Origin of the sequence: Flaviflagellibacter deserti (assembly GCF_042652085.1) — a bacterium.
Taxonomy (GTDB): Bacteria; Pseudomonadota; Alphaproteobacteria; order Rhizobiales; family Methylopilaceae; genus Flaviflagellibacter; species Flaviflagellibacter deserti.
In genome coordinates this window covers 290,159-310,327 of record NZ_JBHSJF010000006.1, presented here as the reverse complement: position 1 = coordinate 310,327, position 20,169 = coordinate 290,159, and the positions used below count along the sequence as shown (strand labels likewise).

Here is a 20,169-nt window from a genome sequence, read left to right as displayed (position 1 = left end):
GGGGGGGGGGTAACGCTCAAGCGGAGGGCGCCTAGTGCACGTGCATTCCGAATACGATATGCCGTCAGGTCTCAGGAACGCATTCGGGCAGCTCTGCGGAAACGAGCTTCTGGCTTTGCTGGATGGCGATCAACTTCGGAGATGTCTGGCCAGTTCGAAGGTGCGGAGCTTCACATCGGGCCAGGATCTGACGGATTTCGATCCAAACGGCCAGCTCGCTTTCTTCATTGAATCCGGCTTGGTCTTTGAAATCGAGCAGCTTCTGGATCGAGAGATAGCCACCCGTTGTATCGGGCTGGAAGGCGTCTCTGCATGCAGTCTCTTTCGAGGCAAATCGAACCAGCGGTCGTTGTGCGTGAGCAATGTCGAGGCGGTCTGCGTCCCGCGCGACGTGTTCGTTCAATTGACAGCCGAAAGCCCCAGCTTCAACCGCACGATCAGCCGCTATCTTCAGCGGGTCTTCACCGAGATGGCGGAGTGCCTCCTGACAACCGCCCATTTGACGGTCGAGCAGCGTCTTGCCCGGTTGCTGGATTTGTCGTTCCAGCGAGCGAAGACCGACACCCTCGCCATGTCACACGTGCAGCTCGCGTCGCTTCTGGGCGTGCGTCGTGCCGGCATCACCGTGGCTTTACATCTTCTCGAAGGCGAACTCGCCATCCGCTCCCACAGGTGTCGCATCCAGCTCAGGGACGGAAATCGTCTGCGGGAGCTTTGGAGGGGCGAGGATGCTGCCGCCACTTCTCTTAAAGCGCTGCAGCCGGAGGCGGACCACGAATTTATGAGAACGGAAGACACCGGAACGCGCCGAAGTGTTCGCGCTCTCGATTTTGAAGAATAAGGCCGAGAGCATCGGTAGATGCTCTCCTGGACGCTTCCGATCGACAACAATCGCGCTCTCGGCCTGACGGATCAGGAATAAGTAGCGGTCTGCCACAAGCTCAGAAGGGCTGGATGACAAATCCGCTGACCGGCTTCGTTGGCACCTGTCCGAGAGGAACGCTGAGGTCCTGGTCCGGCACCGTGTAATCCAGTTTCGTCAGCACCCGAACCGCCCGCTTCATGACCGCGATGGTCGCGGCTTCTCCCGGGCAACGGTGGGATTTCTCCACGTAGCCAGCTCCCTGGGCGACAAATGAAAACGCATCACCAGGCCAGTTCTCGAAACGGTCGGGCTTGAAGCGATCGGGCTCCTGCCAGAGCCGCGCGTCGTGATTGGTGCCGTAGAGGTCGAGCAGCACCCAGTCACCCTCCGCGACCTTATCGCCCCGCCAATCACTCTCCACCCTCGCCCGGCCTCCAATCACCGGGAAGAAAGGATAGAAGCGTCGCACCTCCTGTACGAAACACTCGACGGCAAAGTGTTCGCCGCTCGCAGCGAATTCGTGGCCTTCACTCACTCGTCGGCGAAACACAGCAGCTCCAGCCGCTTCCTATAGCTCGCCTCCGCGCTCTCGATGCGCCTCCGTTCGTCCAGGTCGCCGGCGAGCGCGCGAGCCGCCATTCGTGTCGCGCCAACGCGGAACGCCAGATAGCAAGCTTCCATGAAAAGGAATAATTCCAGTCGCGGCCGCAGATTGCCCGGGAGGACGATCTCGTTAAGGTTTTCCATGGCGCCGCGATCATATCCCAGCTCTATGCAAGCGCCCACGAGATCCCAGACGATCGGCTGTGGACCAACAAGATCGTGGTCGCCGTCGTGGTCCAGGGCGTCCGCCTTGAAGATCCGCCCCTGCTCGTTGCGAAACCACTTCCACGGCTGGCAGGCACCATCGATCGCGACCGGTTCGATCTCCTGCCTCAAGAACTCGCCGCCCTTCAGCTTGCGACCCAGCCGGCCGGCTGCCTGTTCGCCCAGGCTTTCGGCGGTGTTGGCGAGCGCCATCTCGCGAAGAACGTCGATGCTGGCTCCGGCGAGGCCCGGGGCCGGCAAGCTCAGCCGGGCCCGAAGGTACTGGCCGAGTTCCATCGGATCGGACGGGCGACTGTAAGCCGGCTCGATCCACTGTTGAACGAGGAAGCCGTTCACGACGCCGAGCACCTCGGGGATAAACCCCGCCTGCTCCAAACGTCTAGCACGATCGAGCTTCCGTTCTCCCGACAACCCGAGCCCCACGAACCGCGCGAAGTAAGCACCCGTGGCCGTACGGACCAGAAGTTTTCGACGGTCGGTTCGAGGATCGATCGGCGGCCATTGCGAAGGGTCGGCAAACAGCTTCGCGCGCCAATGTCCGGCCGACAGGTCCTCTACGCCGATCAGACTTTCGCCAAGGAGATCGGCGATCCAGTCGGCGATCCGGGAGTCCGGTATCTGCACGGCGGGCCGAACGGTTGTGCCGGCCCAAATCCTTCTCGTCTCTTCACATGCCTCGACGCCTGGTCCGTTTCCGTGACCGGGCATGAAGGTGATGCGGTCCGCCCTCACCCCGCGTCCGCGCATCAGACGCCCAACCGCCGCGAAGGAACTGCCAGACAAGCCGGGACCTTCATCCACCACGACAAAGTGCTCCGCGCCATCGAGCAGCTTTCGCAACGCCGGCTCACGGAGATGCACCTCCCGCGAGAAGGGATGAGCGGTCGGCCTCACGGTTATGGGTGCGGGAGAGTCGAGAACGGCCGCGACCAGCGAAGCGAGGCTCGTTCCGATGCTTCTGACGCCGATCACCCGAACCGAGGCGCCACGATGAGGAAGCGAGAGAGCCGCCTCGATGTAGCTTTCCGGGTGCAGCGCATGAAACGCGTAGCCTTCGGGGATAGTAAGCGTGACGCGCTCCGGCAGCTCTCGGAGTTTCGGAAACGGCGGGGGCGGCTCGAAACCGAAGCCGTTCGTCCAGGACCGAAGGATGCAACGGCCAGACGCTGTCAGCCATTCCATCAGCGGCTCATTGTTCGCGGTCGGCCCGTCTCCTCTCTCTGGATCAAATGCGGCGTCCGCGACGCCCTGCGCCAGCCTGCCAGCCTCGACGTGGAGGCCGACCAACTCGGCGTGCCGAGAGATACCGGAACGCATCTCCGAGAGATGGTCCCGGCGGCGGTTCAACTCTCCGAAGAACGAACTGGTGTGGATCGTTTCGCGCTGGTCGCCGTAGACGATCATGTCACGTTCTAGCGGTCATATCGAAGCGACCTTCGTTCCGCGATGCGAGCGTCGGCTCTCCTCGGCGCATACCGGGCCACCATCTCCGCGCAGAATTCGGCGAATTCCTCGGCGACTTGCGGCGCGCTGGTGTGGTGGGGTTCGATGCCGCGGTGTTCCGGCGTGAAGCAGAAGGTGACGGTCGTGTCGAACCTATCGAGCGCCTCCATCTGTCGGTCGAACCAATCGAGCGCCCCGTCGCGGAAACTGTCCGCCCACGACAGACCGGTACGGAGGTGGCGCACTCCGAGTTCATCCATCAAGCGAACGGCGTCGTCGAGCCGATGATCCTGGAAGTGGAACCATTGGCAAAGGCCCATGTCTGCGGCATACGGGCGGTAAGCCTCCAGCGCCGGCTTCGGGGAGCCGTCCTCCCGCAGAAGACCCATGCTGAAGTGCCGATAATAGGATGAGCCTTCCGCCTCCTTATGTCGGGTGGTGGCCTCCCACGCCCTCGGCAGGTCGTACAGGCTGTACCAGTGGATGCGGGGCGCGCGGCCGATCAAGAGTTCGGCCGTCTTCTTCACGCCCCACGCCTGGACCTCCTCCGATCCGAAGGAGGACACGCCGCATTCGGTCACCCAGATTGGCTTGTCCGTGACACGCCTGATCTCGTCGATCTTGGCGGGCCATTCGTCGATCATCCAGAGATTCCAGTCCAACGGAAATCCGTGCACGGCGACCACGTCGACGTGTTCCATCGCGCCCTTGTCGGCAAGTCGGCGAACGAAATGCGGGTCAATCGGCGACATGCCTCCCAGGACCCGGGTGATATCGGGATTGGCCTCCTTGATGGCTGTGCCTGCTAGCCGTGTCATGGCCGCGAACAGATCCCACTCGGGATCGATGATCGGATCCCAGTGCGATTTGTTGTTCGGCTCGTTCCAGATCTTTACGGCTTCGATCACTCGTTCGCTCCCCTTTCGGCGTGTCCAGACATGGCGGAACCGCGGGCTGGGTAAACGGGTCCGGCCGCCGTTGGCCGCTCACCTCTCCGGCACAGGAAAACCTCGGGCTCGGGGTGTTCGAGGACGACGAATCCCGATGAGCGAAGCATCGCCGCGCTGCAGGCGGCGTTCGGCGCCCACCAATTCGTCCAGTCGTGCGCGTAGCTCTGCTCGATGAAGTGCATCTTCGGGTAACCCGGCTCATCGAAGTGAGCGGTCTCCTCGAAGGGATAGTCAGCCTCAACGTCGGCTACCGCCGGCGAGCCACGCTGCATCGACTGATACAGCAAGAGATCGTTCGCCACATGCTCGTGGATAAGGTCCAGCGCAAGAAGCGGGTGACGCAGATGGTAGAGCACGCCCATGAAGACGACGAGGTCGAACCGTTCGCCCAAGATCGCCAAGTCATAGACGGACAGCTTGCGGAACTCGACGTCGAAGCCCTGCACTTCCGCCGCGAACCGGGCCTGAGCGAGGTATCGATCATCGAAATCGATGCCGAGCACGCGGTCGGCGCCGCGGCGCTTCATTTCGAATGAATAGAAGCCGGCGTTGCAGCCGACATCGAGAACGGACTTTCCGGAAAGATCCTCCGGCAGGACACCGGCGAAGTTCTTGAACTTGGACCGTGGATAATCGTGCAGGAAGTGGTTTGGCGCAGTCTGCACGCCTTCCAGATCGAGATTGTGGAACCATTCGCCGAGTTCAGCGACGCGGCTCCGAATCCGTTCGTCCGTCCAATGCTTCATGCCGGCATCTCGTTGAGGCTCATTAGCCGATAACCGAGCTCCGAGCCCGCGATGCACGTGATCGAACCCGGGCTGATCTCCAGTCGGTCGTGTGCCCTTGGACTGAGGCCAAGAGCGACCATCACCGCCGCCTTGATCACGTCGGAATGGCTGACGGCGGCGACGTTCCGCCGGCCGCTGTCCACGATCGATTCCATCCATCGAAAAACCCGCGCCTGAACGTCGAACATCGATTCACCACCGGCCGCGCTTGCCTGGTCGCGACCGACATTCCAGCGGACGAAACGAGCATTGCGATCGAGGTCCGCTATCTCGCGCCCGTTCCATTCACCGAAGTCGATCTCGTTGATCGCCGGTTCGAGACAAAGCTCGGCACCACACAGTTCCGCTATCGGTTGCGCCGTCTGCTGGCTTCGCTCCAACGGGCTCGTAAAGACGATCTCTATCGCCTCCTTCTTCAGCCGAGCACCTACTTCCCGCGCCTGGCACAGGCCCGGATCGCCCAGCACGACCCCCGCCGTTCGGCCCGACAGTTTCCATCCCAGCTGGTCGTGCACGCCATGACGAACCCAGAAGATTCTCATCGTCACCGGGCCCATCCGGTCAGCTCGACAAGCCCGGTATTGTCGCATGGAATGAGTGTACGTGAGATCGTCGCGACCACGCCGGGCTCCGGATTACAGCGAAGGTCAACGCCGTTCTTCGCACCGTGGGTCCGCTTTGTACCAAAGCGGACGATATGCCTGCGGCAATCAAAAACTCAGAGCGCGGTGTCCCGTCTGCTGGGGAATAGTGATGCCAGGCGATCGGCCAGTGCGCCCATCGAGCCGCGCGAATAAGCCAGTGCGTGATAAACATACAGCGCGAATCGGGCCCATTGGACATAGAGCCTTGGGCGTTCGAGCGTGCGGGCAATGTAGAAGATGCGGTGGCTCCACCAACTGATCGCCGCCCGACAGCGATAGGTCAGCTTCCGCCGGAACGGAATCGCCGTCGACGGCCTGACCCTCTTCCTCGGCGAGACACCTGCCCGCGCCCAGGTCAACCGATAGGCCAGCCCCTCGCGACGCTGTCGGAAGCCTGCCGCCTGTGTGCGCCTAACGAGATCAGCGTCCACCTCTGTCAAATTCAAACGATCCTTCCTCGCAGCCTCCTGAATCAGTTCATTCAGTATAAGGGAGCGGATGACGACGACGTTCGTTCCCCGCCCATCCGATGAGTAAGGCTCGACCCAGGCATCACCGAAGGCGATGTCCGCAGTTTCCGCTACGACGTCGTCGCAGAAATTGCAGGCTGAATTCTGAAAGAATCCGGCACCCCAGTCGCCGTCCGACAGATGCCACCAGTCTTTTCGTCGCGTGCGGCCATCGATGAGACCGATCTCCGCAGTGTACCAGTTCGCCGGGCGCCTGGGGTCCTTGACCCGATAGTCTACCTTTTCCACCTCGTCGGTGCCGGCGGCCATCTGCCAGGCGAGGCTCTCGACGAACCGGGCGCTCTTCATATGGCCGCAGAAGAGACCCAAGGTGTGGACGATCCGCTCGGCAAGAACAGGCTCTTCGGCCCGGGCCAGGTTGATCGCCTTGATAAAGCAGGGAATACCCACGATGGCGTAGCGGCCCGGCACGGTGCGGATTTCGTCAAGCACGCCCGAGAGTTCCACCGGGTAATAGCGGGATTTGGCACCTGCACGCACGTCGGCCACTGCACGGGAAATCCGGTAATCGAAATAAGGATGTCCCGCTCCATCGACACCGCCGACATGTGCAACTCCGTCGACCATCCCGCAACGCAGAAGCTCCGCGGCGACCCAGCTCACCATTCCGCCCGAGCTGCCTAAGCCCCGAAATTCACCTTCGGCGACGTATCCCACGAACGCGGCTTCGAACGCTCCGATGTGTTCGTCCATTTGCCTCGCATCCGGAAAGCGGTCCTGAGCGATTTCGTCCTCGTTCATGGCAAAGGGCGAGAAAGGGCATGTCCTGGCGAAGCGGTCGGTACGGCGGCCGTAGCCCGGCGCGTCACGGCGCGGCTTGTACTGCCCGTATTGGTCGAAGCGGAGAGCATTCCCGGCATTCAGCATCCCGCCGCACGCGCCGCAGCCGATGCAAAGACCGCACGAGACGATATCCTTCGGCGACAACGACCGCTCGGCCGACATCGCGCTCATGCGCATTCCAGGACGTGTGTGAGAAAAGCGCTGGAATCTCTTCGCAGATCGGCGAGTTTCGCCGCGATCTCGGGTTGGAGCTCCAGAAGGGCGGAATACTGCAGCTCGGAACTGTCCTCGTCCACAAGGTGCTGCTCGGCTCCCAGCGCCGCGGTCAGATCGTGAATCTTGTTGCTGCGATAGGCCGAGGGGACGCAGACCAACGGTCGACCGTTCAGGAAAGCAAACACGCAGCCATGGAAGAAGTTCGTAGCGACGGCGGCGGCGCCTGCCATGAGCCGCGCGAATTCCTCTGGCCCCGCAGCGATGCGCTGCTCATCCGCCCAGTCGTTTCGATATCCGATGCTGAGCAGGCGCAATCCCCGCTCCCTGGCCGCTCCACGAATGCGGCGGGCGAACCAGTCCGGAAAGCTATGGCCGTAGACGAGAACATAGGGTTCTTCGTCGTTCTCCGCGGGAGCGATCTGGGGAGGAAATTGGAGGCACGGATCGAGCACCAGCGACGGCTCAAAGCCCAAAGCGTTCCGGATCATGCAGCGCGAATTTTCATCGCGTACGGAAATCCTGTCGAACCGTTCCAACCGTGCCGCCCACTCGACCGCCAAGCCGTCGGTTGCGTCCTGATTTCCAAAACTGGCGGCATAAGAGATGAGTTTGCGGGAGGCCAATCCGTGGCCGAAGAAGGCGGTGAATCCGCCATACCATGGGTGATGGAGGTTCCAGACCTCGTCGCTGCCGACGACGATCAGATCGAAAGATTCGGTCAGGACCGGCACGTGGAGGTCGAAACGGGACGAGCGCGGCAGATGGGCGATGGCGTCGAGAAACAGGCGGGTCTTCCGCGCATAGCTCAAGACGTCCGAAGCGTCGGAGGAAACCGGCAGGAGCGGCTGCAGGGCGCATCTGAATTCCGCTTTCCGCACCTCGGCGGCGTCATGGTCGAGCAGGACCGCATCGCAACCGAACGATCGCAGGCCTTCGACGAGACATCGTGCCTGCCAGTAGGAACCGTAATTGATGCAGCGGTGAAAAGTCAGAATTCCGACAGCCCGGCGTGACGAGGCGCGACCCTGCCGCCTTTCATTCTGCGGCGAATGAAGCTCCTCGGCGAGACCGGCGTCACAGCTGAGCGGCACTCCCAAGACGTCCCTGATGCGAGCCTTCCTCATCAACGCGATCTCTCCCGGAGATGTCTTGCGTCGCCTTTTCGGAACTCGCACTGGTCCGCATCGTTCCCGATGAGGCCGGACGAAGCTCCCCATCGGCAGCGATCACCGGCGGACACAGCGGGAGGCCCGGCTCGTGGTGACACTGGCCTTGGACGATCACCGCCTCGGCGGTCGCCCGTAAATCCGATCCAGGCACTCGGCGACATCGACGAGCCGCTCAGTCGCTGGATCGAAATGCTCCCCCTTAGCTAAACGCATTGCCCAGTCGGCCGCCGCGCGAACGCCCCAGGAGTCGGGCGGCTCGGCCAGGATTTCACGTGCCGTGCCGCGGTAACGCTCCGCGACGAAGTCATAGAACGAGCCACCGACATTGCGGAGGGCCACCCCTCCCTCGGTTCCATAGAACTCGGCGGAGATGACGGCATCGCATCCGGCATGGAGGCGCCAGGAACAGGCGAGCCGAACCACGGTACCGGTCTCGAGCTGGAGGGTCGCAATGGCATAATCCTCGACCCGGCCGGAGGCGGCTTCCAGGCGTTCGCCCCCTGCCATCAGGGTCCCGGAAACATCCAACACTTTGGGAAAGTCCAATGACCAGAGTGCGAGATCGACCAAATGAACACCGAGATCCATCACGCAGCCGCCGCCGGACTGCGCCGGATCGTAGAACCAAGGCTTGTCAGGTCCGTAAGCGTTGTGAAAGGTGAGATCGATGGCATAGACGTGCCCGAGTTCGCCTCGGTCCAACAGCTCGCGAACGCGCCGCATGGCTTCGGTGAAGCGATAGCAAAAATCGACGCTGAGGAGCCGGTCGGCCGCGCGCGCAGCATCCACGACCGCCCTCACCTCCTCCGCCGTCCGTCCGAGAGGCTTCTGACAGAAGACCGCAACGCCGCGTGACAGCGCCTCTATCGATTGCGCAGCATGCATTGCGCTTGGCGTTGCGATGACGATGCCATCCACGCCTGCGTCGAGCATGTCGTTGAGTGACGTCACGAGTTCGGCGTCTGGCGCGAGTCGCTGAGCCTCGGACGCCATATCGCGCGACGGATCGGAAATCGCGGCGACTTCGACCGCGCCGGTATCGAGGATGCCCTCCAGCCGATGCCGACCAATCCAGCCGACGCCAAGGAAGCCGATGCGCGGCCGAGCAAGTGCGCAAACTGGCATGGTCGCGAATTCAGCCATCAGAACGTCACCAGGGCTTTGAGGAATCCTTCGGGACGATCACGGGTCGCGTTAAGCGCCTCATCGAGCCGCTCCAACGGGTAACGGTGGGTGTAGAGCGGCGTCGGATCGAGCTGTCCGGACGCCACCATGTCCACGGCCTCGCGAATGCCCTGCATGTAGATTTTTGGATCGCGTTCATGCGCGTTGATGACGTCGAGTCCGCGCCAGTTCCACAATTGCATATTGATCTGCCGCGGACCGTCCTGGTGATAGCCCGCGACGACGAGACGGCCGCGTTCGCGCGTCAGTTCTGCCGCAAGATCGAGAGGCCATTGTTTGCCGACGGCCTCGATCACGACATCGCAGAAAGCGCCTCCGGTGATCTCCTTCACACGTGCGCTGATCTCGTAATGGTCCTCCATCGCGACGAGTTCATCGGCGCCCATGTCGCGGGCGACATCGAGCGAGAATGGACGGCGCGACACGGCGATGACACGCGCTCCGGCGCTCTTCGCGAGACGGGTGAGGACCGCGCCAAGAAAACCTACTCCGACGATGGCGACGACATGTCCGGACTCGACGCCACTGCGGCGAAAGATATTCATCGCGCAGCCGAGCGGCTCGCCGGGAAACGGCGTGCCGGCAAGCTCGTCGGGAAGGCGAACGACGGCATCGGCATCCGCAATGTCGAACTCGGCATAGCTTCTGTATGACAGAGCCGCGACACGATCGCCGATCGACAGGCCCGTCACGTCGCGACCGACCGCGTGGATACTCCCCCATCCCTCATGTCCGAGAGCGCCGGGCTCGGTCGGAAACGTCATCCAATCGGGACCTGCCCACGGCGTCAGATTGGACGCGCACACGCCGCACCCTTCGAGCTTTATGCGCACCTGGTTCGGCCCAGGGGCAGGCAAGGTCACCGAACGCACTTCCATGCGGCCTGCGGCCGTTATCACGGCGGCACGCATCTCGGTGATATCGGCAGCGTTCGACACGCGTTCCTTGAGCTCGATCTGATCCGTCATGCGAAGGCTCCCTGTCCGCAATGGCGTGACTTTCCAGCGAACCGTCTCGGGGCTTGGAACGTTCCCTCTTCCTGATCAAAGATGATGCTCGGTGCCCTTTCGCGTGATCTCGTCGAGCACGCGTTCAGGTGCCACGTCGCGCTCCAGTTCGTTCAGATTGGGATCTTCCGCTTCTTCGATTCCCAGGCGCTTCGCGATCGCTATGGTCAGAGTGAGAAGACGAGTGACCTCGTGTTCGGCAAGAAGACTGGTCTGAAGATCGAGTTGCGCCTGACGTTTTGCCTGCGCCGCGGCGCGGTTCTGACTGATGAGGACGAAGGTCGACAGAAAGATGGCCTCGACCGAGGCAAAGGTGGCGAGGATCACAAATGTCGGATCGAATGCGGGGACGCCGGGAAAGAGCGACAGATTCACGGCGATCCACGATGCGACGAGCACGATGTGGACATAGACGAACGCCATGCTGCCGGAGAATGCGGTGATCGTTTCGGCGAGGCGATCCTGCAGATTTGCGCGTCCGGCCTCTTCCGCCTGCTTGCCGTGCAGCGCGGCGATGTTTCGCGACAGCACCGAATTCAACGGACTATCTCTGCTCTCGGGCGATCTGTCTGCGTCCGTCCAATCGCTTCCGACCACGCGCACCTCGTACTTTCACCATCAACGCGCGAGGAGCCGTCGGGTGATGCGCTTAATGTCGCTCGCCTGAAATGAACGCCTCCATCGCCCGACGGGCCTGCTCATCAGTGACCTGTTCCGGCGGAGACTTCATGAAGTAGCTTGAGGGACCCGAGAGGACGCCGCCGATGCCGCGGTCCAGCGCGATCTTCGCGCAGCGCACCGCATCGATCACGACCCCCGCCGAATTGGGGGAGTCCCAGACTTCGAGCTTCATCTCGATGTTCAGCGGCACGTCGCCGAAGCTCGTTCCTTCGAGGCGGATATAGGCGAACTTCCGATCCGTCAGCCAGGGCACGAAATCGCTCGGCCCGACGTGCGCATCGTCGTTCGACAGATCGTATCCGATCTGGCTCGTGACGGCGCGCGTTTTTGACAGCTTCTTCGATTCGAGCCGCTGACGCTCGAGCATGTTTCGGAAGTCCGAATTGCCGCCGAAATTGAGCTGGTAAGTATGGTCCAGCCGGACACCGCGTTCGCGAAACAGATTGGCGAGGACGCGGTGAACAATCGTAGCGCCGACTTGGCTCTTGATGTCGTCGCCGATGATCGGCAGCCGCTTCTGCTCGAAGCGCTTTGCCCAGTCTCGTTTCGACGCGATGAATGCCGGAATGCAGTTCACGAAGGCGCAGCCGGCAGAGAGGGCCTGCTCGGCGTAATATTCGGTCGCCCGCTGCGATCCAACCGGAAGATAAGACACCAGAACATCAGCACTCGTGTCCATCAGCACCCGAGCAACGTCCACCGGATCTTCGGGCGATTCCTCCACGACATCCGCTAGGTAGGTGCCGAGGCCGTCCAGCGTTGGGCCGCGCTGGACGACAATGCCTGTCTCCGGCACGCGGGCAAATTCGATCGTGTTGTTTGGCGGCGCGGAAATGGCTGCAGCCAGATCCCTGCCAACTTTCTTGGCGTTCACGTCGAATGCGGCAACGCAGCGTATGTCGGCCACGTGATAGTCACCCAGCCGTACATGCATTAGCCCAGGCACGCGGTCATTGTCCGTTGCGTGACGATAGAACTCGACACCCTGGACCAGTGATGATGCGCAGTTGCCTACACCGGCGATCGCCAATCGGACTTCCCGAGTCGAACCTAGTTCCTGAGCTGCCGGGCTCATCGCGAACCCTCCTCACCGTGCGAGTTGCATGAGCGCGGCACGCCGCGATTACCAAGCTACAAAGAAGCCGGGGTGCAATGGTTCCCGATTGAGGGAGGTGCTAGTGCGCTACCGTACCAATACGGCACTGAGCCCCGCCGAGACGGAACAAAGAAGAAGCTACGTTCCTTTCCCGCAAGGTGAGGCCCCGGAACCGTTCGACATCAACATGTTGGTTGGAACTTGGCTTCTCGCTGCGCCTTCTTTCGCGGCAAGGCCTAAGCCTGCCGCTCCGCCTCTGCTCTTAGGGAGTCAGTACATGAGCGTCGCGAAGGTTCCCGTTTCAGGTCGCAAAAGCGTTCTGATCGCCGGAGGTGCCGGCTTCATTGGATCGCACCTTTGCGAGATCCTGCTCGCGCGAGGCCATCGCGTTTTGTGCGTCGACAACCTGCAAACCGGTACGGAGGACAATCTTCGGCACTTCGAGCGTGAAGAACGTTTTCGGTTCATCGAACAGGATATCTGCTCTCCGCTTCATCCGAAGCTGAAGATCGACCAGATTTATAATCTCGCATGTGCGGCATCGCCTCCTCATTACCAGGAGGATCCGATCCACACGATGATGACGAGCGTCGTCGGCACGCGAAACCTCCTCGAGCATGCCGCTCTTTTTGGAGCCCGCTTCCTGCAGGCGTCGACCAGCGAGGTCTACGGCGATCCCGAGCAGCATCCCCAACGCGAAACCTATTGGGGCAACGTCAATTCGATCGGACCGCGCGCCTGCTACGACGAAGGGAAGCGAGCGGCCGAAGCGCTCTGCTTCGACTTCCGCCGGTTGGGCAAGGTCGACGCCCGCGTCATTCGAATTTTCAACACCTACGGGCCGCGGATGCAGCCGGATGATGGACGCATAGTCTCCAACTTCATCGTCCAGGCGCTATCCGGCGAGCCGCTGACGGTCTATGGCACCGGCAAGCAGACGCGCTCCTTCTGCTATGTCAGCGATATGGTGCGCGGCCTCATGCGGATGATGGCCGTCGAGCCCGCGCCGAAGGGGCCGATCAATCTCGGAAATCCCGAGGAATATTCCGTCCGGCATTTCGCGGAACTGATCGTCGGACTGACGCAGAGCGACAGCAAAATCGTCTACGAGCCTCTGCCACAGGACGATCCGCAGCGTCGACGGCCCGACATCGGGCTCGCCAAGAAGGTGCTCGGCTGGGAGCCCAAAGTAGCCTTGGCAGAAGGCCTGCTGCCGACGGTCGAATGGTTTGCCCGGTGCATTGACGGCCGGTCGGAGCGCGATCGGGCCATTGCGGAACTCCGCGCCAGCGCCTGAGGAGATTCGATGGCTAGATATCTCGTCACCGGCGGAGCCGGCTTCATTGGTCGTCATTTGTGCGCGCAGCTCCTCGACGAGGGCCACGAAGTTCGCGTCGTCGACAGCCTCCTCGACCAGGTGCATGGCGGCCAACCCCGCGCGGACGTGCTGAACGAAGTCGAGTTTATCCATGGCGACCTGCGCGACCGCGCGATCACCGCCGCCGCAGTCAGGAACGTCGATGCCATTTTCCATCTCGCTGCTGAGGTCGGCGTTGGCCAGAGCATGTATGAGATCGACCGTTATGTCGGAGGCAATGATCTCGCCACGGCCAATCTTCTGCAGGAGGTCATCGCTCGTCCGGTCGAGCGCATCGTCGTCGCCTCCTCCATGAGCGTCTACGGCGAAGGCCTCTACGTAACGCCGGATGGCAATCGCATTGAAAATGCAGGCCGTACCAGCGAGCAGATTCAGGCGCGCCAATGGGATCCGGTGGGGCCAAACGGCGAGCGACTGACGCCGACCGCCACCGACGAGACGAAGCAGATATCGCTGTCCTCGATCTATGCCCTCACCAAGTTTGTACAGGAACAGCAGGTACTGATCACCACGCGCGCCTATGGCATGAGCGCTGTCGCGCTGCGGCTGTTCAATGTGTTCGGGCCTGGCCAGGCGCTCTCCAACCCCTATACCGGCGTCCTCGCGATCTTCGCATCTCGCCTGTTGAACAACGAACGGCCGCTGGTGTTCGAGGATGGCTGCCAGCGGCGGGACTTCGTGCATGTAAGCGATGTGGCCCGAGCCTTCCGGCTGGCGATGGCCACTCAGGATGCCAATGGCGAGGTCATCAATGTCGGCGCCGGTGAGCCCCACAGCATCTGCGACGTCGGGAAAATGCTGGCCCACGCCATGGATCGCGACATCGAGCCGGACGTTCTAAACGAAGCTCGGGCGGGCGACATCCGCCACTGTTTCGGCGACCTGTCCAAGGCCGAGCGAATTCTTGGGTTTCGGCCCGATTACAAGCTCTCCGACAAGCTCGGCGAACTCGCCGAATGGGTCGCCCGCCAGCAAGCGACAGACCGCGTCCGCGATGCAAAACGGGAGCTTGAAACCAGAGGCCTCGTGGCATGACTGGACCTGTTCTCATCACCGGCGGCGCAGGGTTCGTTGGCTGCAATCTCGCCGACAGCTTCTTGGGCGACGGGCACGATGTCATCGTCTTCGACGCGCTTTCGCGCCAGGGAGTGGAGACCAATCTGGCCTGGCTTCGAAAGAAGCATGGGGCGCGCGTGAGGGCTGTGATCGCCGACATCCGCGACGCAACGGCCGTCGACGAAGCTGTGCTTGATGCGAGCGCGGTCATTCATCTCGCGGCCCAGGTAGCCGTGACCTCGAGTCTCGAAGCGCCGCTCGAAGACTTCTCCATCAATGGTCAGGGCACGCTCAACGTTCTCGAAGCGCTCCGACGAAAGCGCGGAGAAACCCCGCTCCTCTTCGCCAGCACCAATAAGGTTTACGGACATCTCGGCCAGACCGCATTGACCAGCGCCGATGATCGTTACGAACCCCTCGACCACAATGTCCGGCAATTCGGGATATCGGAGGCTCAACCGCTCGATTTCGCTACGCCCTATGGGTGCTCCAAGGGTGTCGCCGACCAGTACGTTGTCGACTACAGTCGAACCTTTGATTTGAAGACCGCCGTTCTGCGCATGAGCTGCATCTACGGCCCGCGCCAGTTCGGCACCGAGGATCAAGGATGGGTGGCGCATTTCCTCATTCGCGCGCTTTCCGGCGAGCCGATCACGATCTACGGTGATGGAAGGCAGGTGCGCGATGTCCTGCATGTGTCCGACGCCGTCCAGGCCTACCGGTCCGTTCTGAACGCGATCGATCGATGCAGCGGCCGCGCCTTCAACCTCGGCGGCGGGCCATCGAATGCGGTCAGCCTGCGTATTCTGCTGAAAGAAATTCGCGCACTTCTCGGACGCGAGGTGATGGCCACCTACGCCGACTGGCGCCCGGGTGATCAGCTCTATTTCGTGGCCGACACGCGACGCCTGACGCGCGAACTCGGCTGGTCCGCGACGATTGGCTGGCGACAAGGTCTGCGCGACCTGGCTTCGTGGATCGAAGATCACGGCGAGGTCATCCGGAAGGCCAATCGGCCCGCTCCGGCGAGGCTCATTGCATGAACGCGCGCTGGTCTCTCTCGCCCGCGGGTCCGCGCCGCGTTCTCATGACTGTCGACGCGGTTGGAGGCGTCTGGCGCTACGGGATCGATCTATGCCGGGCCTTGTCGCTCGGCGGCGTCGACGTGCTTCTGGTCGGCTTCGGCCCAACACCGAGCAGCAGCCAGAACGCCGAGGCGCTCGCCATCCCTGGCCTCGAATTGTGCTGGACGGAACACCCACTGGATTGGATGGCCGACAAGCGATCGCCGCTTGCTCCAATATCCGACACACTCAACCGGCTCGCCGACAAGGGCGATGTCGATGTGTTTCATCTGAACCTTCCCTCGCAGGCAGTCGGAATCGAAGCCGGCCGGCCGGTTGTCGCAGCTTCGCATTCCTGCTTCGAGACATGGTGGCGCGCGGTACGGCCAAAGTATGCCTTTCCCGAGTATTGGATGTGGCATCGGGAGGTCACCGCCGAAGGTTTTCAGCGTGCCGATACCGTGCTCTCGCCGAGCCGCTCCCATGCCCGCGCGCTCGAGCAATGTTACGGAAACATCGAGCGCCTGAAGGTTATCCATAACGGCTCCGCCGCCTGGTTTCCCGGAGAGATGACGAAGGAAGAATTCGTCTTCTCCGCTGCCCGCTGGTGGGACCCCGCAAAGAACATCTCGACGCTTGATACGGCCGCATCGCAATGCCGGTGGCCGATCCTGGCGGCCGGCGACCTCCAAGGACCGGGCGGCGAAACAGCCGGTACGGTCCGCAATATGCGGACGTTGGGAACACTTGGGCGCTCGGGCATGCATGACATGATGTCGAAGACGCCTGTGTTCGTGTCGACCACACTGTATGAGCCGTTCGGCCTCGCCGTATTGGAAGCGGCCCGCGCAGGCGCGGCACTTGTTCTTTCCGACATCCCGACATACCGCGAGCTTTGGAGCGATGCCGCGCTGTTCGTGCCGCCGTTGGACTCCGGCGGCTTTGCACACGAACTGAACCGGCTGGCTGCGGATCCGGGCGAGCGTCTGCGTCTAGGTCGCGAAGCCCGACTGCGGTCGTCGCGATATCACCTGCACGCTCAGACTGAAGCCATGCTGAAGACTTATGCGGAGGTCTGTGAGCGGGTTGGCGGTTCCCCGATCCCGGCGGAGTGACAATGCAAATCGTCCTCTACACCCATTCCCTCATATCCGACTGGAACCATGGCAACGCGCATTTCCTGCGGGGTGTGCTGCGAGAACTGGAAGCGCGTGGCCATCGCACGTTGGCTCTGGAGCCCGAGGATGGCTGGAGCCGGCAGAACCTGATCAAGAACCAAGGCGTGCAGGCGGCCGCGAGGTTTGGTCGAGATTTCCCGGAATTGAGGGTGGAGACCTATGGTGCCGAGTTCGATCACGAAGAGGCGCTGGCCTCCGCCGACGTGGTGATCGTGCACGAGTGGACCTCGCCGGCGCTGGTCGAGCGACTGGGGCGCCTCCGCAGAAATGGCGCGCGCTTTTCCCTTCTTTTCCACGATACCCATCATCGCGCGATCTCACTGGAGCGAGAGATCGCGGATCTCGACCTCGACGGCTACGATGCGGTCCTGACCTTCGGCGAGGTGCTCCGCGAGATCTACTTGAAGCGCGGATGGGGACGCCGCGTCTTCACGTGGCACGAAGCAGCCGATGTGCGCCTGTTCCATCCGCATGCGGAGATCGGCCGCGAGCGCGATCTAATCTGGGTCGGCAATTGGGGAGATGATGAGCGCAAGGAGGAGCTTTCCTCCTTCCTGATCGAGCCGGCCAAGGCTTTGAAGCTCACCGGAACCGTTCATGGTGTTCGTTATCCCGAGAGCGCTCTGAAGAAGCTGACGGCTGCCGGTCTGACCTATCGCGGCTGGATTCCCAGTGTCGACGTAGCCGCGTCCTATGCGCGGCATCGATTCACGGTGCACGTGCCGCGCCGTCCCTACAGTCAATCGCTGCCCGGAATCCCGACCATCCGGATGTTTGAGGCGCTTGCCTGCGGCATCCCGCTGATTTCGGCGCCTTGGTCGGATTGCGAAGGCCTTTTCCGCCCGGGAGAGGATTTCCTCTTCGCGCGCAACGGCGAAGTCATGAAGCAACACATGCAGGCGGTGCTGAGCGATCCCGATTTGGCCGCGAGCCTTGCGCGCAATGGATCGGAGACCGTTCTGGCCCGCCATACCTGCGGCCATCGCGTGGAGGAGCTGCTGGCGATCCTGGCCGACATCGGGAGCGTTCCCGTTCCAACGAGCATGGAGGACGCATGATGCGGATCGCCTTCTACGGGTCCAGCCTTCTCTCCTCGTACTGGAATGGCGCCGCCACCTACTATCGAGGCTTGCTCAAACAGCTGGCGCGGCGCGGATATGAAATCACCTTTTATGAACCCGATGCCTACGACCGACAGAAGAACCGGGACATCGACCCGCCGGACTGGTGCAAGGTCGTGGTCTATCCGGCCAGCGCAGATGCCGTCGCCTCCGTCATTGCCGAAGCGCGTCACGCGGATGTGGTCATAAAGGCGAGCGGTGTCGGTGTTTTCGACAACGAGCTGATCACAGGTTTGGTCGCCGCGGCTCCACCAGACGCCCTGCGGATCTTCTGGGACGTCGATGCACCCGCGACACTCTCCGAAATTCGCCCGCAACCAGATCACCCCATCCGGCGCGCACTCCACGAACTCGACGCCGTGTTCACCTATGGAGGCGGCGAGCCCGTCGTGGCGGCCTATACCGCGCTCGGTGCAGCTGCCTGCCGACCGATCTACAATGCGCTGGATCCGGAGACCCATCATCCCGTCATGGCGAATGCGCGATTTGCCGCCGATCTCGCGTTTCTCGGCAATCGTCTGCCGGACCGCGAGAAGCGGGTGGAGGACTTCTTCCTGGCATCGGCCGCTGCCCTCCCGGATCGGAGTTTTCTCCTGGGCGGCTCGGGTTGGGTCGACAAGGCCATGCCCGCCAACGTGCGATATGTTGGCCATGTTGGCACGGCCGACCACAATGCTTTCAATTGCTCGCCGATGGCGATCCTCAACATCAATCGGGACAGCATGGCGGAGAACGGCTTTTCTCCACCGACACGGGTCTTCGAGGCCACCGGCGCCGGCGCTTGCCTGATCTGCGATTCCTGGACGGGTCTGGAGATGTTCCTCGAGCCCGGCGCCGAGGTCCTCGTCGCGCGCGACGGGGACGACGTGACGGAGATCATGCGGACGCTCACTCGCGAGCAGGCCAGTTCGATAGGACAGCGCGGATTGGTTCGGGTTCTGCGTGACCACACCTATACCAATCGCGCCGCCGAGGTCGATCAACTGCTGCGGTCGGGCCTCGCGGCGAAGCGACGTGGGAACGCCGCATGACCACTCCTCTCCGCATCGTCTTTCTTGGACTCTCGATCACGTCGTCCTGGGGGAACGGCCACGCGACGACCTATCGCTCACTCATTCGCGGACTCCATTCGCTCGGCCATGACGTTCTTTTCCTCGAGCGCGATGTTCCCTGGTATGCGGACCATCGGGACCTTCCTCGGCCGGAATATTGCGAACTTGGCCTCTACAACGACCGGGGCGATCTCATCCGCTGGGATAGCGAGATAGCTCGGGCGGATGCGGTCATTCTCGGCTCCTATGTGCCGGATGGAGTGGCGATCGCCGACTATGTCCTCGATACCGCTTGCGGCGTCACGGCATTCTACGACATCGATACGCCCGTCACGCTCGCCAAGCTCATGCGAGGCGAGGAGGAATATGTCAGCCGGACCGCCATCCCACGGTTCGATCTCTACCTGTCGTTCACCGGCGGCCCTACCCTGCGGCGGCTGGAGCAGGAGTTCGGCGCCCAACGCGCGGAGGCGCTCTACTGCTCGGTGGATGAAGAGCGCTATCGGCCTGCAGACGAGCCAGCAAATTGGGATCTTGGCTATCTCGGCACCTATAGCGACGACCGGCAACCGACGCTCGAAAGGCTGCTTCTGGAACCGGCACGAAAACTGCCGGACCGGCGTTTCGTCGTCGCCGGGCCGCAATATCCTTCGACCATCGCTTGGCCGGCGAATGTCGATCGCATCGAGCACCTGCCGCCTGAACGTCATCCGGAGTTCTATTCCAGGCAGCGCTACACGTTGAACGTCACGCGGGCGGACATGATCGCCGCGGGATGGTCTCCGAGCGTCCGGCTCTTCGAGGCGGCCGCGTGCGGAACCCCCATCATCAGCGATTATTGGCCGGGGCTGGATGAGCTGCTGCCCGCAGGAGAGGCCGCGATCATCGCGGCGGGCGCGGAAGATGTCGTCAGAGCGATCACGGGCAATACTGATGCCGAGCGCGTGCGCCTCGCGATCAACGCACGAAGTCGGATACTCCAAAGTCACACCGGCAGAGCCCGTGCGGCGGAACTCGCGTCGTGCCTGACTGAGGCGCGGTCGGCGGCGGGACGGCGACTTAGTTCGGTTCGAGTCAAGGAGCTCGACGAGAGTTTGGCGAGCATCGATTGACCGCTGTCTGGCGGCGAACGTCC

Annotated in this window: 19 protein-coding genes; 8 read left to right on the top strand and 11 right to left on the bottom strand. The window is 62.3% G+C overall.

Annotation, left to right across the window (positions count from 1 at the left end):
• Positions 1-34: 34 nt before the first annotated feature.
• The gene (locus tag ACFPFW_RS08465) at positions 35-841 is read left to right on the top strand and encodes a Crp/Fnr family transcriptional regulator (protein WP_162799798.1); all 807 of its coding nucleotides are present in this window, start codon (positions 35-37) and stop codon (positions 839-841) included.
• 100 nt (positions 842-941) lie between these two features.
• On the opposite strand, the gene ACFPFW_RS08460 is transcribed toward ACFPFW_RS08465, so the two are convergent.
• From ACFPFW_RS08460 to ACFPFW_RS08410, 11 genes are all read right to left on the bottom strand, one after another.
• Positions 942-1,400 (bottom strand): cytochrome P450, encoded by a 459-nt coding sequence (locus ACFPFW_RS08460; protein ID WP_162799797.1) that lies wholly within the window; start codon positions 1,398-1,400, stop codon positions 942-944.
• Positions 1,397-2,533 (bottom strand): hypothetical protein, encoded by a 1,137-nt coding sequence (locus tag ACFPFW_RS08455; protein WP_379770273.1) that lies wholly within the window; start codon positions 2,531-2,533, stop codon positions 1,397-1,399. The genes ACFPFW_RS08460 and ACFPFW_RS08455 overlap by 4 nt, the downstream gene beginning before the upstream one ends.
• Positions 2,534-3,105: 572 nt before the next feature.
• The gene (locus ACFPFW_RS08450) at positions 3,106-4,044 is read right to left on the bottom strand and encodes a beta-xylosidase (RefSeq protein WP_114958570.1); all 939 of its coding nucleotides are present in this window, start codon (positions 4,042-4,044) and stop codon (positions 3,106-3,108) included.
• Complete coding sequence (locus ACFPFW_RS08445) at positions 4,041-4,832, bottom strand: TIGR04290 family methyltransferase (RefSeq protein WP_114958569.1); 792 nt, start codon at positions 4,830-4,832, stop codon at positions 4,041-4,043. The genes ACFPFW_RS08450 and ACFPFW_RS08445 overlap by 4 nt, the downstream gene beginning before the upstream one ends.
• Complete coding sequence (locus ACFPFW_RS08440; protein ID WP_379771446.1) at positions 4,829-5,416, bottom strand: histidine phosphatase family protein; 588 nt, start codon at positions 5,414-5,416, stop codon at positions 4,829-4,831. The genes ACFPFW_RS08445 and ACFPFW_RS08440 overlap by 4 nt, the downstream gene beginning before the upstream one ends.
• 176 nt (positions 5,417-5,592) lie before the next feature.
• A complete protein-coding gene (locus tag ACFPFW_RS08435; RefSeq protein ID WP_379770269.1) occupies positions 5,593-7,008 on the bottom strand; it encodes a Coenzyme F420 hydrogenase/dehydrogenase, beta subunit C-terminal domain in 1,416 nt (471 codons plus the stop codon).
• Positions 6,999-7,976: a polysaccharide pyruvyl transferase family protein gene (locus ACFPFW_RS08430; protein ID WP_379771443.1), complete on the bottom strand. Its 978-nt coding sequence runs from the start codon at positions 7,974-7,976 to the stop codon at positions 6,999-7,001. The genes ACFPFW_RS08435 and ACFPFW_RS08430 overlap by 10 nt, the downstream gene beginning before the upstream one ends.
• Positions 7,977-8,327: 351 nt before the next feature.
• A complete protein-coding gene (locus ACFPFW_RS08425; RefSeq protein ID WP_114958566.1) occupies positions 8,328-9,359 on the bottom strand; it encodes a Gfo/Idh/MocA family protein in 1,032 nt (343 codons plus the stop codon).
• On the bottom strand, positions 9,359-10,369 hold the full coding sequence (locus ACFPFW_RS08420) for an MDR/zinc-dependent alcohol dehydrogenase-like family protein (RefSeq protein WP_379770266.1): 1,011 nt from the start codon (positions 10,367-10,369) through the stop codon (positions 9,359-9,361). Before ACFPFW_RS08420 ends, ACFPFW_RS08425 begins: the two co-directional genes overlap by 1 nt.
• Positions 10,370-10,444: 75 nt before the next feature.
• Positions 10,445-10,948: a DUF1003 domain-containing protein gene (locus tag ACFPFW_RS08415; RefSeq protein WP_379770263.1), complete on the bottom strand. Its 504-nt coding sequence runs from the start codon at positions 10,946-10,948 to the stop codon at positions 10,445-10,447.
• A 109-nt stretch (positions 10,949-11,057) separates the two neighbouring features.
• The gene (locus ACFPFW_RS08410) at positions 11,058-12,164 is read right to left on the bottom strand and encodes an inositol-3-phosphate synthase (RefSeq protein WP_114958565.1); all 1,107 of its coding nucleotides are present in this window, start codon (positions 12,162-12,164) and stop codon (positions 11,058-11,060) included.
• Between the two features lie 298 nt (positions 12,165-12,462).
• Here ACFPFW_RS08410 and ACFPFW_RS08405 point away from each other — a divergent pair, with 298 nt between their 5' ends.
• The 7 genes from ACFPFW_RS08405 to ACFPFW_RS08375 are packed head-to-tail and all read left to right on the top strand — an operon-like array spanning position 12,463 to position 20,146.
• Complete coding sequence (locus tag ACFPFW_RS08405; RefSeq protein ID WP_114958564.1) at positions 12,463-13,482, top strand: UDP-glucuronic acid decarboxylase family protein; 1,020 nt, start codon at positions 12,463-12,465, stop codon at positions 13,480-13,482.
• 9 nt (positions 13,483-13,491) lie between these two features.
• A complete protein-coding gene (locus ACFPFW_RS08400; protein WP_114958563.1) occupies positions 13,492-14,598 on the top strand; it encodes an NAD-dependent epimerase/dehydratase family protein in 1,107 nt (368 codons plus the stop codon).
• Positions 14,595-15,662 (top strand): NAD-dependent epimerase/dehydratase family protein, encoded by a 1,068-nt coding sequence (locus ACFPFW_RS08395; protein ID WP_114958562.1) that lies wholly within the window; start codon positions 14,595-14,597, stop codon positions 15,660-15,662. The genes ACFPFW_RS08400 and ACFPFW_RS08395 overlap by 4 nt, the downstream gene beginning before the upstream one ends.
• Positions 15,659-16,798, top strand: coding sequence for a glycosyltransferase family 4 protein (locus tag ACFPFW_RS08390; protein WP_114958561.1), 1,140 nt, complete (start codon positions 15,659-15,661; stop codon positions 16,796-16,798). The genes ACFPFW_RS08395 and ACFPFW_RS08390 overlap by 4 nt, the downstream gene beginning before the upstream one ends.
• A gap of 2 nt (positions 16,799-16,800) precedes the next feature.
• Complete coding sequence (locus ACFPFW_RS08385; RefSeq protein WP_114958560.1) at positions 16,801-17,919, top strand: CgeB family protein; 1,119 nt, start codon at positions 16,801-16,803, stop codon at positions 17,917-17,919.
• On the top strand, positions 17,919-19,013 hold the full coding sequence (locus ACFPFW_RS08380) for a CgeB family protein (RefSeq protein WP_379771440.1): 1,095 nt from the start codon (positions 17,919-17,921) through the stop codon (positions 19,011-19,013). The genes ACFPFW_RS08385 and ACFPFW_RS08380 overlap by 1 nt, the downstream gene beginning before the upstream one ends.
• The gene (locus tag ACFPFW_RS08375; protein WP_114958558.1) at positions 19,010-20,146 is read left to right on the top strand and encodes a CgeB family protein; all 1,137 of its coding nucleotides are present in this window, start codon (positions 19,010-19,012) and stop codon (positions 20,144-20,146) included. Before ACFPFW_RS08380 ends, ACFPFW_RS08375 begins: the two co-directional genes overlap by 4 nt.
• Positions 20,147-20,169: the final 23 nt, after the last annotated feature.